Source organism: Novosphingobium sp. 550D (assembly GCF_057401885.1).
This window is the reverse complement of the sequence record NZ_CM171613.1, coordinates 1138246-1153106: the sequence shown is the minus strand read 5'-3', so window position 1 is coordinate 1153106 and position 14861 is coordinate 1138246. Positions and strand designations below refer to the sequence as shown.

General features: G+C 61.5%; 11 protein-coding genes. 5 read left to right on the top strand and 6 right to left on the bottom strand.

The window, feature by feature from the left end; genetic code table 11:
• Positions 1 to 9: 9 nt before the first annotated feature.
• Complete coding sequence (locus AC2S2E_RS05560; RefSeq protein WP_476105774.1) at positions 10 to 954, top strand: right-handed parallel beta-helix repeat-containing protein; 945 nt, start codon at positions 10 to 12, stop codon at positions 952 to 954.
• Here AC2S2E_RS05560 and AC2S2E_RS05555 read toward each other — a convergent pair.
• The 6 genes from AC2S2E_RS05555 to AC2S2E_RS05530 all read right to left on the bottom strand — a co-directional run bounded on the left by AC2S2E_RS05555 (position 951) and on the right by AC2S2E_RS05530 (position 10233).
• Positions 951 to 2276 carry a GntP family permease gene (locus AC2S2E_RS05555; protein WP_486524031.1) on the bottom strand — a complete coding sequence of 442 codons (1326 nt, stop codon included), beginning with the start codon at positions 2274 to 2276 and terminating at the stop codon, positions 951 to 953. The two genes, AC2S2E_RS05560 and AC2S2E_RS05555, sit on opposite strands and share 4 nt — an antisense overlap.
• Positions 2277 to 2284: 8 nt before the next feature.
• Positions 2285 to 4264, bottom strand: a complete 1980-nt coding sequence (locus AC2S2E_RS05550; RefSeq protein WP_486524030.1) for a glycoside hydrolase family 3 protein — start codon at positions 4262 to 4264, stop codon at positions 2285 to 2287.
• 86 nt (positions 4265 to 4350) lie between these two features.
• Positions 4351 to 6642: a TonB-dependent receptor gene (locus tag AC2S2E_RS05545; RefSeq protein ID WP_486524029.1), complete on the bottom strand. Its 2292-nt coding sequence runs from the start codon at positions 6640 to 6642 to the stop codon at positions 4351 to 4353.
• Positions 6643 to 6948: 306 nt separating this feature from the next.
• Positions 6949 to 7959 carry a LacI family DNA-binding transcriptional regulator gene (locus AC2S2E_RS05540; RefSeq protein ID WP_476105783.1) on the bottom strand — a complete coding sequence of 337 codons (1011 nt, stop codon included), beginning with the start codon at positions 7957 to 7959 and terminating at the stop codon, positions 6949 to 6951.
• Positions 7960 to 7979: 20 nt separating this feature from the next.
• The gene (locus AC2S2E_RS05535) at positions 7980 to 9665 is read right to left on the bottom strand and encodes a GMC family oxidoreductase (protein WP_486524028.1); all 1686 of its coding nucleotides are present in this window, start codon (positions 9663 to 9665) and stop codon (positions 7980 to 7982) included.
• A gap of 22 nt (positions 9666 to 9687) precedes the next feature.
• Positions 9688 to 10233, bottom strand: a complete 546-nt coding sequence (locus AC2S2E_RS05530) for a gluconate 2-dehydrogenase subunit 3 family protein (RefSeq protein ID WP_476105787.1) — start codon at positions 10231 to 10233, stop codon at positions 9688 to 9690.
• Between the two features lie 140 nt (positions 10234 to 10373).
• On the opposite strand from AC2S2E_RS05530, the gene AC2S2E_RS05525 reads away from it, so the two are divergent.
• From AC2S2E_RS05525 to AC2S2E_RS05510, 4 genes are all read left to right on the top strand, one after another.
• The gene (locus tag AC2S2E_RS05525) at positions 10374 to 11561 is read left to right on the top strand and encodes an MFS transporter (protein ID WP_486524027.1); all 1188 of its coding nucleotides are present in this window, start codon (positions 10374 to 10376) and stop codon (positions 11559 to 11561) included.
• Positions 11561 to 12523, top strand: a complete 963-nt coding sequence (locus tag AC2S2E_RS05520) for a sugar phosphate isomerase/epimerase family protein (protein WP_486524026.1) — start codon at positions 11561 to 11563, stop codon at positions 12521 to 12523. The genes AC2S2E_RS05525 and AC2S2E_RS05520 overlap by 1 nt, the downstream gene beginning before the upstream one ends.
• Before the next feature lie 136 nt (positions 12524 to 12659).
• Positions 12660 to 13775: a Gfo/Idh/MocA family protein gene (locus AC2S2E_RS05515; protein WP_486524025.1), complete on the top strand. Its 1116-nt coding sequence runs from the start codon at positions 12660 to 12662 to the stop codon at positions 13773 to 13775.
• Positions 13776 to 13786: 11 nt separating this feature from the next.
• Complete coding sequence (locus AC2S2E_RS05510; RefSeq protein WP_486524024.1) at positions 13787 to 14839, top strand: sugar phosphate isomerase/epimerase family protein; 1053 nt, start codon at positions 13787 to 13789, stop codon at positions 14837 to 14839.
• Positions 14840 to 14861: the final 22 nt, after the last annotated feature.

Genomic DNA, 14861 nt, shown 5'->3' with positions numbered 1-14861 from the left:
GCGGGGCCTATGAAGCGCCCTCTCCTCCTGCTCGCCGCGCTATGCGCTCCTGCTCTGGCTCATGCTCAGGCTGCCTATCAGCAGACCAGCCCCTATACGGTGGTGGAGACGGGCCAGAAGTTCAACCGGCTGCAAGACGCCCTTTTCGCCATTGGCGACAAGACCGGCACGATCCGCATCGATGCAGGCCGCTGGCGCGATTGCGCGGCCCAGATCGCGGGTGATGTCAAATTCGTCGCCGCCGTGCCGGGCAAGACCATCTTCGACGGACGCCTGTGCGAAGACAAGGCGGCGCTGGTGCTGCGCGGACGTTCGTCGCGCGTCGAGGGGCTGATCTTTGCCAATATGCGCCATCAGGACGGCAATGGTTCGGGCATCCGCCTTGAACATGGCAATCTGACCGTGACGCAAAGCTGGTTTCGCGACAGTGACGAGGGCATCCTTGCCAACAATGACCCGCGCGGCACGATTGCCATTGACCATTCGACCTTCACCCATCTGGGGCGGTGCGACCGGGGCCTGTCCTGCGCGCATTCGGTCTATCTGAATTTCTACGACCGTGTGACAATCACCGGATCGCGGTTCGAAATGGGCGACGGCGGCCATTACATCAAGATCCGCGCCCGCGTGGTCGATATCCGCGACAATGTCATCGACGACACCGGCGGGCGCAATTCAAACTATCTGATCGACCTGCCCGCGGGCAGCACGGGGCGGATTTCGGGCAATTGGATGGTACAGGGGCCGCGAAAGGAAAACCCCGGTACGATCATCGCCCTGTCCGCCGAGAGTCGCGACCACCCCACCGACGGGCTGGTGATCGAGGGCAATACGCTGAAAATGGCGCCCGGCGCGCCGCGTGGCCCGGCCTTTGTACGCGATTGGTCCGGCGGGCGCATCGTTATCGGGGCAAACCAGATCGATCCGGGCGTGGTCCGCTACGCCCGCCCTTAAAGCACCCGCGCCAGAATCAGCACAAAGCCCAAGCCCACCACCGAGATCGCGCTTTCCAGCATCGACCATGTGCGGAACGTGTCGCGCGTGCTGGTGCCCAGATAGGCTTTGACCAGCCAGAAGCCCGGATCATTGACGTGGGAAAAGAACACCGACCCCGCGCCAATCGCCAGAACCAGCAGGCTGGGGTCAACCTGTTGCTGGCCCATCACCCCCGCCATGATGGCCGAGGCGGTGATCGTCGCCACCGTGGCCGAACCCGTCGCCACGCGGATCGCGGCGGCCACCAGCCATGCCATCACCACCGGCCCGACGAAATTGGCCTGCGCCATACGGCCAAACATCGCGGGCAGGCCAATATCAACCAGCACCTGTTTCAGCGCCCCGCCCGCGCCAATGCCCAGCAGAATGCCACCCGCCGGCAACATCGCCTCGCGCCAGATCATATCCTGTAGCCCGCGATCGACCATGCGCGGGCCCAGCAACAGCAACAGCCCCGCCGCATTGGCGATCAACAGCGCGACGACCGGATCGGAAAGCAAGGCGACAACGGGCGAAACCTCGCCCCCGCCCATCCGCATCAAGGCCCCCGCCGCGATCAGCCCCACCGGCAGCAGCAGGACGATCAGCGCCCGCCATGCCGGTGTCGCCAACCCTTCATCCGGTTCGATCAGAGGCAGTTTTTCCGTCACCACCCCGCGTGTGGTCAACCGCGCCAGCAGAGGCCCGGCGATCAGCGCCGTGGGAATGGCGGCCAACAGGCCCATCAACATCGTGCGCGCCGGATCGGCGCCAAGCTCTCGCACCGCGATCAGCGGCCCCGGATGCGGCGGCATCAGCGCATGCAGAACCGACAGGCCCGCCAAGGTCGAGAGCATGACCTTAAGCCGAAGCGCCCCGCTTTGCGCCTTGTCCGCCATGCCCGCCGCAATGATCGGCAGCAGCAGCACCGTGCCGGTTTCGAAAAACAACGGCATGCCGATCAACAGCGCCGCCGCCATCCCGCCCAGGCTGGCATAGCGATCCCCGGTGCGGTCCAGCACCGATTTGGCCAGCGCCCGCGCCCCGCCCGAAATCTGCAACATCGCGCCAAGGCCCAGCCCCAGCGCGACCACCATGCCGGTGCCGCGCAGGATATCGCCAAAGCCCTTTTCAATCGTCTGGGCCAATTTTTCGGGCGGCAATTGCGCGGCAAGGCCCGTGACAAAGGCCCCCGTCAACAAGCCGATAAAGGGATGCAGCCCCAGCCGCGCAATCAGCAGGATCGCCAGAGCGATCCCGCCGATGCTGATCCCCAGCAGCCAGATGTCAGCCGCGAGCATCGCCGGGATTAAAGACCGGCGCCCATCTTGAACAGCGGCTTTTCGCTGTCATTGGGCACGGCCGGGTCCTGCTTTTCCACCGCCGCCATGCTGGAGGGCAGTTCGAAAGGCAGATGGCCCTTGGCCTTGGCACGGCCCAGCACGACGTCGAGGACGGCGGCATCGCTGGCGCCGAAATTGGCGAGGATCGCGTCGGCCTTGTCCACGACATTGCTCAGGATCGCGGGACGGTCGAGGAAGATCGCAAAGACCACCGGCTTGCCCGCCGCCTTGACGGATTTCAGCGCGTCATAGGCCGCATCGCCGTCGCGGAAGTCCAGACGGCCTTCCTTTTGACGCCCGCCAAAGAAATGGTTGGGGTGGAGCATTTCGGACGGGCTTTCGGCGCGGACCACGGCGAAATCGGCCTGCGCCGGATCGGACACCACGGTCAGGCCAGCCGCCTGCGCCGCCTTGGGTTCGACCCCGAACAGCCAGACCTTCTTGCCCGCGGGCGCCACCGGCAGCAGACCCTTGTTAGTCAGCAGCACCTGCGCCTCGCGCTGGGTCTGTTCGGCAAGGGCGTGGTTGGAGGGATTGGCAATCATGCGCGCGGCGGCCGCCGGATCGACATAGGGATCGTCAAACAGGCCCTGCTTGAACTTGGCCACCAGAATGCGGCGTACCGATTCATCGAGGCGGGCGGTGGCGATCATCCCCTTCTTCAGCGCGGAGAGCAGCGGGGCCACATCCTGCGTGCCGCCGAACTGGTCAATGCCCGCCTTGATACCCAAGGCATAGCGCTGCTCGACGGTCAGGTCATTGACGCCCCATGCGGTGGAGATGTCCTGCGGGCGCTGGGGGTTTTCGGCGGTCGGGTTGCTGCAGCGTTCATTGCAATCCACCGTGATCGCCCAGTCGGAAAGGATGATGCCCTTGTAACCCAATTTGTTGCGCAGCAGATCGGTCAGCAAAACCTTGCTGTACCCCGCACCATAGGGTTCCAGATCCTTGCCCAAAGGCTTGGGTCCGGTGATGATCGGATAGGTCGGCATGATACCCGCCGAACCCGCCGCCAGCGCGCCCTTGAAGGCGGCAATATGCATGTCGAGCTGTGCGGTTGTCAGCTTGGCGATGCGGCCATAATAATTGTGGCTGTCAAACCCTTCCGGCAATGCGCCATAGCCGACCCAGTGCTTGACCACGGTCATCACACCATTACGGGCCAGACCGTTGGGGGCGCCCTGAAAACCCTGCACATAGGCCCCGCCCAGCACGCTGGACAATTGCGGATCGGCGCCGAACGTGCCGGTGATGCGGCTCCAGCGCGGCTCGCTGGCCAGATCGACCTGCGGGCTCAAGGCTTCCTGAATGCCGACGGCGCGATATTCCATGCGGGCGATTTCGCCAAAACGCTTGACACGGGCCACATCGCCCAGCGCGCCAAGGCCCAGCAGTTCGGGCCATTGCGTTACGCCGGTCGCGCTTTCACCCGCGCCCAGAACGTGGTGGAAATGGTTGCGCGGGTCCGCGCTGATGGTGACGGGAATGCCAAGGCGGGTGCTCTCGGCCAGCGCCTGCACCGCGTTCGATTGTTCCGCCATCGCGGCCGGGGCCAGCGGCAGGCGGGTGATGAAACTGGAAATATGCTTTTCGCGCAGCATGGGCGCGGCGGTCTCAAGGTCATAGCCCTTGTTCGATTGCCCCACGATCCCGCCGATGCCGGGCAAAGTGCCATGCAGCATCTGGCCCGCCTTTTCCTCAACGCTCATGCGGCGCAGCAAATCGGCCGCGCGCAATTCGGGAGACAGGCGCCAGTCTTCGTAAGGGGTCAGTTTGCCGTCGCCATCAAGATCGCGGAAACGCAGGCCCTTGACGGTGATGATCGCTTTGCTGCGGCTTTCAACCACAGGCTGTTTGGTGACGGGCCCCTTGGGCGCGGCCGACAGGGCCGCCATGGGAACCGCCAGCGCAAGGAGAGATGACATCATGAGGGTTTTGCGCAGCATAAGACATTCTCTCCTTATCGTTCAGACATAAAGGTGGCCGAACCGCCATAAAGGCAGCCCGGCCACAGGTCAGGGTTAGGTTACTATCAGAACTTGAAGCCGGCGCGAACGCCGTACATCAGAGGGTCCGAAACCTGGAGCGTACCGTTCACGCCCGCGCCAACAGCGGTGACGAGCAGGTTGTTTTCCAGGTTCTTGCCATAGGCCTGAACGTAATAGGTCTTGTTCGGCGAATTATAGGTCACGTTGACTTCGGTCTGCGTATAGGACGGCTGAACGAAGCGGCTGTAGATCGAGAGCGCCAGCATATTATAGCTGCTCGAATACTTCGAACGCACACCGGCGATGATTTCGCCGCCATTGGCCAACGGCACCGTGTGGGTATAGCCAACCGTCAGCGTGGTGGTGGGCGAACGGTCCAGACGGGTGTTGGCCAGATTCAGCGTCGGATAGGTTGCGGCATTGGGATAGAACGTGCCGTAACGCGCATCGAGCAGCGAGAGCTGAACGTCGAGCTTGCCGTTCTTGACGATGTTATAGACAGCCTCAGCTTCGATACCATCCACCTTGGCCGAAGCGGCGTTGGTGGTCTGGGTGCACTGGGTGCCGCCGGCGCAGAACGGACCAACCTGGGTCAGCTGCAGGTTGTTGTAGTTATAGTGGAAGGCCGAGAAGTTCAGGCGCAGCTTGTTGTCGAACAGACGAGCCTTTGCACCGATTTCATAGGCGGTCAGCGTTTCGGGCTGATAGTACAGCGTGCTGGCGGGCAAGGTACAACCAACCGCCGTGCCGGCTTCGCAACCGTCGTTGAAACCACCAGCCTTGTAACCGGTCGAAACCGTACCGAACAGCATGGTGGCCGCGTTCAGGTTGTAATCCACGCCGACCTTCCAGGTGGCCTTTTCATACGAACGCTTGGCAATGTTGGGGGTGACGATGTCGCCCGTGGTGTTGCAAGCCGAGGTATAGGCGCACTGAACAGTGGCGCCGGTACGGGCCTTTTCATCCTTGGTGTAACGCGCGCCAGCCGTGATGTGCAGCTTTTCGGTGGGCGAATAGGTCATCTGACCGAAACCGGCCACCGACGAGGACATCACATAGTGCTGGGGGAAGCCGAACACAAAGCCGGTCTGGTTGGGCGTGTAGCGCAGGCCGGTCGCGGCATTGGTGCGGTCATAGATGAACAGCTGAATGTCAGCGCGTTCCTTAAAGTAGTAAATACCCGCCTGAGCGCGCACCGGACCCGTGCCATTGGTCGACAGGCGCAGTTCCTGGCTGTTCTGCCAGTACCAGCCGTCGAACTTGTTGGGGGCCATGCCGCCAATGTTGACCGCGTTCACCGGGCCATAATAGCTGTAATTGCCTTCGTGGCGCTTGAATTCGCGATACGAACCCAGATAGTTCAGGGTCACCGCACCAAAGTCATACTTGAAGTCCACGTCAAGGCCATAGGCGGCATTGTTGCGGCGCAGGTCGTTGGCCGCGCTGACCTTGGGCAGACCATCGGCGGTCGGCGCGTTGAGCGTCAGCAGCTGGGCGTTCGACTTGCCGTTGGCGGTATAGACCGGCATGACGGTGTTGGTGGTGTAGCCCGAATAGAAGTTGCTGGTGGGCAGAGCGTTCGAGCTGATGCCGCGCATTTCGTTATAGTCACCGCGAACCAGCAGTTCACCACCATCAAACTTCAACAGCGCCTGCAGGCGGCCCGAGATATTGTCCTTGAAGGGCGAGAGGTTCAGACCCGACAGGTTGGCACCAGCCTTCAGGAAGCTGTCGCGGTGGTCAAAGTTGAACGCGCCGCGCACGGCCAGGTTTTCGGTGACCGGAACGTTGATCGCGCCGCCGACCTGGGTGTTGTTGTAGTTACCATAGGCAACGTCAAGGTTGCCCTTGATCTTGTCAAAGGTCGGGCGGTTGGTGATCAGGTTGACCGCACCGGCCGTCGTATTGCGGCCATAGAGCGTGCCCTGCGGACCACGCAGAACTTCGACGCGGCTGATGTCGTAGAAGCTGGTTTCCTGGGCCTGCTGGCGAGCGATATAGACGCCATCCATCATGAAGGCGGCCGAGGGATCACCCTTTTCGGTGCCGTCCGAGCTGGTCACGCCGCGGATGGTGATCTGCAGACCGTTGTTACGGTTGATCATCACGCTGGGGACCTGGTCGCCCAGATTGGTCGGGTTGGTGATGCCCGCGGTGCGCAGCGCGTCGCCCGAAACCGCGGTCAGCGCGATCGGGGTCTTGGACGCGAGCGTTTCAAAACGCGTGGCGGTCACGATGATGTCGCCATCGGGGCTGACGCGGGTTTCCTGCGCCATGGCGGGGCTGGCAACGGCCATAGCGAGCACCGAGGCGCCCAGAATACGTGAAAACTTCATATTGCCTATCCCTCTCCTGTTTAAGCAATTTACATAGCTGCCCCGCCGCAGATCATGCGGCGCGGGGGTCAGCGGCCATCGAATGAAAACGTTATCAGATTGGCAACAGCTTACTGGGTATTGCCCCTTACCGCTCGACCGGAATCAATGCAGGCAAGGCTTGGTATCGTTTTCAAAGTTTCGGGAAATAAATGCGGCAAAAAGCCGCAAACCCCTTTCAATCCTCTCCATTCATGCCGGGCCAGTTTCGGTGGCTCCACGCTTCTTGTGCATTACCGTTTAGCGGCAACATCTATTAGGTGCAAGTCAGTCCTGTGCACCCGATGAGCGACGAATGATCAACTGATGCGGCAATACAACACTTTGCTCTGTAAGGGGCTTGTTGTGCAGCATGGAATCGATCATCCGCATCGCCGTTTCACCCAGCCCGCTGGTCGGCTGACGAATAGTGGTCAAGGGCGGCGAGGCAAAAGCGCCAAAGCGCAGGTCGTCAAAACCAACGATGGCAATATCTTGCGGCACGTTCAGGCCCGCTTCGTGAATCGCCTGTTGCGCACCAATGGCCATTTCGTCATTGGCACAAAACACCGCATCGGGCCGTGATTCCAATGCCAACAGACGCAGCATGGCCGCATGACCCGATTCGATGGAAAAATCGCCATCCACAATCCAGCCCGGCTCCGGACTGAACCCGGCCTCAACCATCGCGGCATGATAACCGCGCAGTCGATCCGCGCTGAGCGTATTGATCATCGGCCCGGTGATGGTGGCAATCTTCCTGCGCCCCACTTCGATCAAATGCTGCACCGCCAGATGGGCCGCCGCGACATTGTCGATCACCACATGCGGACAATTCAACCCAGCATAGCTTTCACACGCCAGCACCAGCGGCATCGGCAAAGGCTTGCCCGCCTTGACCGTGGCGCGCACCACCGAAGGCAGCAGCGAGCCGAGCAAAATCAGCCCGTCCGCCACCCGCGACGTGACCATTTCGGCATAATAATCAAGACGCTCCTGCTTGCCCTGTGTCTCGCCGATCAAGACCCGGTATCCCAGCTCATGCGCAACATTCTCGATGCTTTGCACGATTTCGGAAAAGAACGGGTTGGCGATTGCGGGCACGATCACAATGATCGCCTCGTGCCGTGGCCGACGCAATTGCTGGGCAATTGCGTTGGGCACGTATTTCATTTCCTCGATGGCCTGATTGACCGCATCGCGCTTGGCCGGACGCACTGTTTCCGGCTCTCGCAACGTGCGCGAAACCGTGGCCACCGAGACGCCTGCACGCTTGGCAATATCGCGAATGGTGACCACGCTTTGCTTTAACTCCCCCGTCAGATCGTGCCCGCTTTCAGGAATTCCGAAGCATGATAGGCCGCCCGCGCCGACATGGCCATATAGGTCAGCGAGGGGTTCTGGCAACCGCTGGAGGTCATGGCCGCGCCGTCCGTGATGAACAGGTTGGGCACGTCATGGGTCTGGTTATACTTGTTCAGCACGCTGGTCTTGGGATCATGACCCATGCGCGCGGTGCCCATTTCGTGAATGCCAAGGCCCGGAGGGTGCAGCTTGCTGCTTTCGCGGATGATGCGACCGCCCGCGGCCGTGACCATCGCCTTGGCATCTTCCAGCATGACGCGGCCCAGTTCCTTGTCATTAGCGCCATGTTCGCAATGGATGTTGAGCAGCGGCAGGCCCCATTCATCCTTCTTGGTCGCATGCAGCGTGACGCGGTTTTCCGGGTTGGGCAACATTTCGCCAAAGCCCGACAGGCCCACCATCCATTCGCCGGGATGACGGATGCGGTTCTTCAGTTCCACGCCTACGCCCGGTGCGCCCATGGCGACGCCGTGCCATCCCTGACGCATCACGCGGCCCTGGAAACCATAACCGCGCAGGTAAGGCTCACTCTGGCCGTCCAGATTGCGATAGCGCGGGATGTAGATGCCGTTGGGACGACGGCCACGGTGGAAGGTTTCCGGGCCGGACATCAAGGCCATCACGCCCGGACCATAAACGTGGTCCATCAGATTGCGGCCGACCTGATCCGAACTGTTGGCCAGACCGCGCGGGTTGGCTTCATTGCCCGATTGAAGCAGGATCTGCGCGCTGCCGATGGTCGAGGCGCACAGGAAGATGACCTTGGCTTCGTAGGTCGTCGCCTTTTTGGTGTTCTGATCGATCACGCGGACGCCCGTGGCCTTGCCGGTCTTGGGGTCGGTGATGATCGAATGCACGATGGCGTCGGTCACCAGCGTCATATTGCCGGTCCGCTGGGCCGCGGGCAACGACGAGGACAGGCTGGAATGATAGGCGCCAAACGAGCAGCCGCGTTCGCACAGCGAGCGATACTGGCAAGGGTTACGGCCCAGTTCGATGTGATGCGGCTGGGGCTGGGTCAGGTGGGCGCAGCGGCCCATGATGACCTTGCGGCCCGCGAAATTCTTCTCAACCGCCGCCTTGAACAGCTTTTCACCATCCGTCATCGGCGTGACGGGCAGGAACTTGCCGTCGGGCAGTTGAGGCAGGCCTTCGTTTTCGCCCGAAACGCCGATGAAGGTTTCCACCTTGTCATACCACGGCGCAAGGTCGGCATAACGGATCGGCCAGTCGACGCCATGCCCGTCGCGGGCATTCTGGCTCAGGTCCATTTCCGAATAGCGATAGGTCTGACGCCCCCACATGATCGAGCGGCCACCCAGATGATAGCCGCGAATCCAGCTGAAGGGCTTGTTTTCGGGGGTTTCATAGGGGTGCTGGCTGTCCTTGACCCAATATTGCTGGGTCGCGGTGTTGACGGCATAGCACTGACGCTGGATCGGATAATCCTTGGCCAGAACTTCCTCGGGCACACCGCCGCCATTGGGCAGATCCCACGGCTGCATCCAGTCATTGTAGGACGCGCCGTGTTCAATCTTGCGGCCACGCTCCAAAACCAGCGTTTTGAGGCCCCGTTCGCACAATTCCTTGGCGGCAATCCCGCCGCTCATACCAGAGCCGATTACAATGGCGTCGAACATCTTACTCTCCCAGAATCTCTTATCAGCCGACGTTATGCCCGGCCCATGCGCGCGTATCCTTGGTCAGCGGGATCGAAGGCTCCCACGCGCCGGGGATATGTTCATAGCGCAATTCCTGCGTCGCGCCCGGTTCGCTCATGTAATAGGCGGTGACCAGCAGGTCCTTAAGCTTGTAATAGTCGGGGTTGCCGGCAAAATTTTCCGCATCATAAGCCGACAGGAACGTCTTGCGCGCAGCAGGCGTCAGCAATGCGAAAGGCTTGCCCGTCTTGGCGCGGGCGGCGGTGTCGATGGCTTTGAGCGCAGCAAGATGCGCGGCGCGATGCGCAGGGTTGGCCCAGTCGCGCAGCAAGGCGTCAATCGTGGCGGGCACCTTGACCTGAACCGCGCCGGGCGTGTCGGTGCGCGGGATCAGCGTGTCGCAAACCGCGACCAGCAGAGCCGTGGTGGGAGCATCCAGAAGAGGAGGCTTTTTTGCTGCAGCAGCAAGAGCTTCGCCGGACAGCGCGCTCAGTCCGATGAGCGCAGCAAGACCTTCAAGCATGTGGCGGCGATCGAGTTCGATCATCCTCATCTTCTCCTCTTCCCGAAATTTGATTCTTGACCGATGCCGCTTCGTTCTGGCAACGTTTACAAAAATATGGGACAGAGGACGAGGCCTTGTCAACAACCACTTCATCGCAGACCCGAAAAATAAGCCTTTTCATCATGATGGCCTTGCAATTGGCCATCTGGGGGGCTTGGGCGCCGAAATTGTTCCCTTACATGGGCATGCTCGGTTTTTCCGCAGGACAACAGGCACTTGTCGGCTCGTGCTGGGGCATTGCCTCGGTCGTGGGCATCTTCTTTTCGAATCAGTTTGCCGACCGCAACTTCTCGGCTGAACGCTTTTTGGCGGCCAGCCACCTGATCGGCGGCCTGTGCATGATGGGCGCAGCATTCTCGACCCAGTTCCTGCCCTTCTTCGCCTTTTATCTGGCCTACAGCCTGCTTTACGTCCCCACCCTGTCGGTGACCAACACGATCGCCTTTGCCAACCTGAAGGAAGGCAAGGATTTCGGCACGGTCCGCGCGGGCGGCACCGTAGGCTGGGTGATGGCGTCATGGCCCTTCGTGTTCATTCTGGGCGCGCATTCGGGGCCGGAAGAAGTGCGCTCGATCTTCATCGTTTCGGGCGTGATCTCGCTGGTGCTGGCGGCCTATTCGCTCACCCTGCCCCACACGCCGCCGAAAAAGGGCGGGGATGATGTCGATGCTCTGGCATGGCGCCGCGCCATCGGCCTGCTGAAAAAGCCGTTTGTGGCGGTGCTGTTCTTCGTCACCTTCATCGATTCGGTCGTGCACAATGGCTATTTCGTGATGGCGGACTCGTTCCTGACCAATCGCGTCGGGATTGCGGGCAACCTGTCGATGGTCGTCCTCTCACTTGGCCAGATCGCCGAAGTACTGACCATGCTGGTGCTGGGCACGGTGCTGGGCAAGCTGGGCTGGCGCAAGACGATGATCGTGGGCATTTTGGGCCATGCGGCGCGTTTCCTCGCCTTCTCTTTCCTGTCGGACAGCATTCCGGCCATTGTTGCGGTGCAATTGCTGCACGGCATCTGCTACGCCTTCTTCTTCGCCACGGTTTACATCTTCGTGGACGAAGCCTTTCCCAAGGACGTGCGTTCCAGCGCACAGGGCCTGTTCAACCTGCTGATCCTTGGCATCGGCAATATGGTGGCCAGCTATTTCTTCCCCAACCTTGTCGCCAAGCTGACGGGGGCCGATGGCGTGGTGGATTACCGCACGCTGTTCCTTGTTCCTGCCGGTCTTGCCACGCTTGGCGCGCTTGTACTGGCCTTTGCTTTTCACCCGCCCACGGCCGCACCGGTCGGAGCTTCGGAGGACGCCTGATGACCATCAATATCAATCGCCGTGGCCTGTTGGCCGCCATGGGCGCGAGCGGCCTTGCCGCTGCCGTACCCGCCTTTGGCGCACCGCGCACGCCGCTCTTCAAGCGTATCAACAAGCCGCTTGGCGTTCAGCTCTATGCTCTGGGTGAAGCCGCGCAAAAGGACATGGCGGGCACGCTCAAGCGTCTGGCGGCCATTGGCTACACCGATTTCGAACTCCCCGGCCTCTATGGCCGCAACCCCAAGGATCTGCGCGCCGACGCCGATGCGGCGGGTGTGCGCTTTGGCTGCATCCACATGGGCATGCCCCAGCGTCTTCCCCCCGGCTCGCTGACGCTGATGAGCAGCCCGCAGCAAATCGCGGACGCTCTGGGTACGCTGGGCATTCACAAGGCAGTGCTGCCCATGCCGCTGCTGCCCGATGATTTCGTGATGCCCACCAACGGCAATGTCCGCGAAGCCCTGGTCAAGGCGGTCGATGCAGGCGGTCTGGACATGTGGAAGCGTCTGGCCGGTGTGCTCAATGAACGCGCCGCCGCGCTCAAGCCCTATGGCATCGAGTTGGGCTATCACAACCACAACATGGAATTCCGTCCGCAGGGCGGCACCACGGGCTGGAACGTCCTGTTGGGCGAACTGGACCCCAAGCTGGTGTTCCTTGAACTCGATCTGGGTTGGGCGGCGGCCGGCGGTCTGGACCCGGCGGCTGAAATCCGCCGGTTGAAGGGCCGGATCAAGATGGTCCACCTCAAAGACATCAAGTCCTCGACCAAGACCAATTATGCCTTGGCGCAGGATCCGGCCGAAGTGGGCCTTGGCATGCTCAACTGGCACAAGATCCTGCCGGCCTGCGTCGATTCGGGCGTTGAACATTTCTATGTCGAACAGGAAGCGCCCTTCACGCGCGACCGCTTTGAATCGATGAAGATCAGCCACGATTATCTGGCCAAATTCGTGGCGTAATGGGTTGGGCCATCGCCGGGCCTGATGGCTGGCCCGGCGATGGCTGCGCTTGACAGTTTTATAAGGTCATGGATAAATCAGAACCTCAATTCTGATTTATGACAGGGCATAGCCCCTGTCTCCAAGGGAGAGTGAAATGCGCCGCTTGCGGATGGGAATGATTGGCGGTGGTCCGGGGGCGTTTATCGGGCCGGTGCATCGTATTGCGGCGGAAATGGACCGCGAGATTGAACTGGTGGCGGGGGCCTTCAGTTCCAGCGCGGAAAAGTCGCGGGCGGCGGGGGAAGCGTACCGGATCGACCCGGCCCGCGCCTATGCCGACATCGCCACCATGCTGGCCGAGGAAGCCAAGCGTTCGGACCCGATTGATTTTGTGGCGATCACCACGCCCAACCACATGCACCTGCCCGCGGCCAAGGCCGCGCTGGAGGCTGGCTTTGCCGTGATCTGCGACAAGCCCGCGACAACCACTCTGGCGCAGGCGCATGAAATGGCCGAGATCGTTGAAAAGGCGGGCAAGCCCTTTGCCCTGACCTATACCTATTCTGGCTATCCGCTGGTGCGTGAAGCCCGCGCGCGCATTGCCGCCGGCGTGCTTGGCCCGATCCGCAAGGTGGTGGTCGAATATCCGCAGGGCTGGCTGGCCAAACCCGACACCGGCAAGCAGGCCGAATGGCGTGGCGATCCGGCGCGGTCCGGCGTTGGCGGCTGCGTGGCCGACATTGGCGTCCATGCCTTCCATCTGGCCGAATTCGTGACGGGTTTGCAGGTGACCGAGATCCTTGCCGATCTGGGCACGGTGGTTCCGGGCCGCCGCGTCGATGACGATTGCCAGATCCTGCTGCGTTTCGCCAATGGCGCACGCGGCGCCTTGCTGGCCAGCCAGATTTCGGTGGGCGAACGCAACGGCCTTTGCCTGCGCATCTATGGCGAAAAGGCGGGCCTGCGCTGGCGTCAGGAAGATCCCAACATGCTCTGGATCTTTCACGATGACGGCCACAGCGAAGTGGTACAGGCAGGTGATCCCAGCCTCGGCCCTGATGCGCTGCGCGCCACGCGCACGCCCGGCGGCCATCCGGAAGGCTATCTCGAAGCCTTCGCCAATCTTTATCGCGATTTCGCACGCCAGATCCGGGGCGAGGAAGGCTCGCTGGTCCCCGGCATCGCCGATGGCCTGCGCGGCATGGCGCTGATCGAACAGGCCGTTGCGCTGTCCAAGGCGGGCGCGGGCTGGACCCCATTCACGGTTTAAGGAACCGACACATGAAGACCATCAAAGGCCCCGGCATCTTCCTCGCGCAATTCGCGAGCGATGCCGCGCCGTTCAACTCGCTGCCCGCGATCGCCGATTACATGGCGGGGCTGGGTTACAAGGGCATCCAGATTCCGTCATGGGACGGACGCCTGTTCGATCTGGCCAAGGCGGCGGAAAGCCAGACCTATTGCGACGATATCAAGGGGATGCTGGCCGACAAGGGGCTGGAAATCACCGAGCTGTCGACCCATCTTCAGGGGCAATTGGTTGCGGTGCATCCGGCCTATGACGCGCAATTCGACGGCTTTGCCGCGCCGCATGTGCGCAGCAATCCCGCCGCGCGTCAGGCGTGGGCGGTCGAACAATTGCATTTTGCCGCCAAGGCTTCGCAGCGTCTGGGCCTGACCACGCACGCCTCGTTCCCCGGCGCGCTGGCATGGCCCTATGTCTACCCCTGGCCCCAGCGTCCTGCAGGGCTTGTCGAGGATGCGTTCGACGAACTGGCCCGCCGGTGGAAACCGATTTTGGACGTGTTTGATGAAAACGGCGTCGATATCGGCTTTGAACTGCATCCGGGCGAAGACCTGCATGATGGCGTGACGTTTGAGATGTTCCTTGAACGCGTGGACAACCACCCGCGCGCCAACATCCTGTACGACCCGTCGCATTTCGTGCTGCAATGTCTGGATTATGTTCAGTTCATCGACATTTACCACGAACGCATCAAGTGCTTCCACGTAAAGGACGCCGAATTCCGCCCGTCGGGCCGCAGCGGCGTCTATGGCGGCTATCAGAGCTGGGTCAACCGTCCGGGCCGTTTCCGCAGCCTTGGCGATGGTCAGGTCGATTTCGGCCAGATCTTCAGCAAGATGGCCCAGTATGACTATGCCGGCTGGGCCGTGCTGGAATGGGAATGTGCGCTCAAACACCCCGAAGTGGGCGCGACCGAAGGCGCCCCCTTCATTGCCAAGCATATCATTCCGGTCACCGAGCATGCTTTCGATGACTTCGCCGATTCGGGTTCGGATCGCGCATTGAACAAGAAGATCATGGGGTTCTGATACCCCATTCCAAGGCGGCATG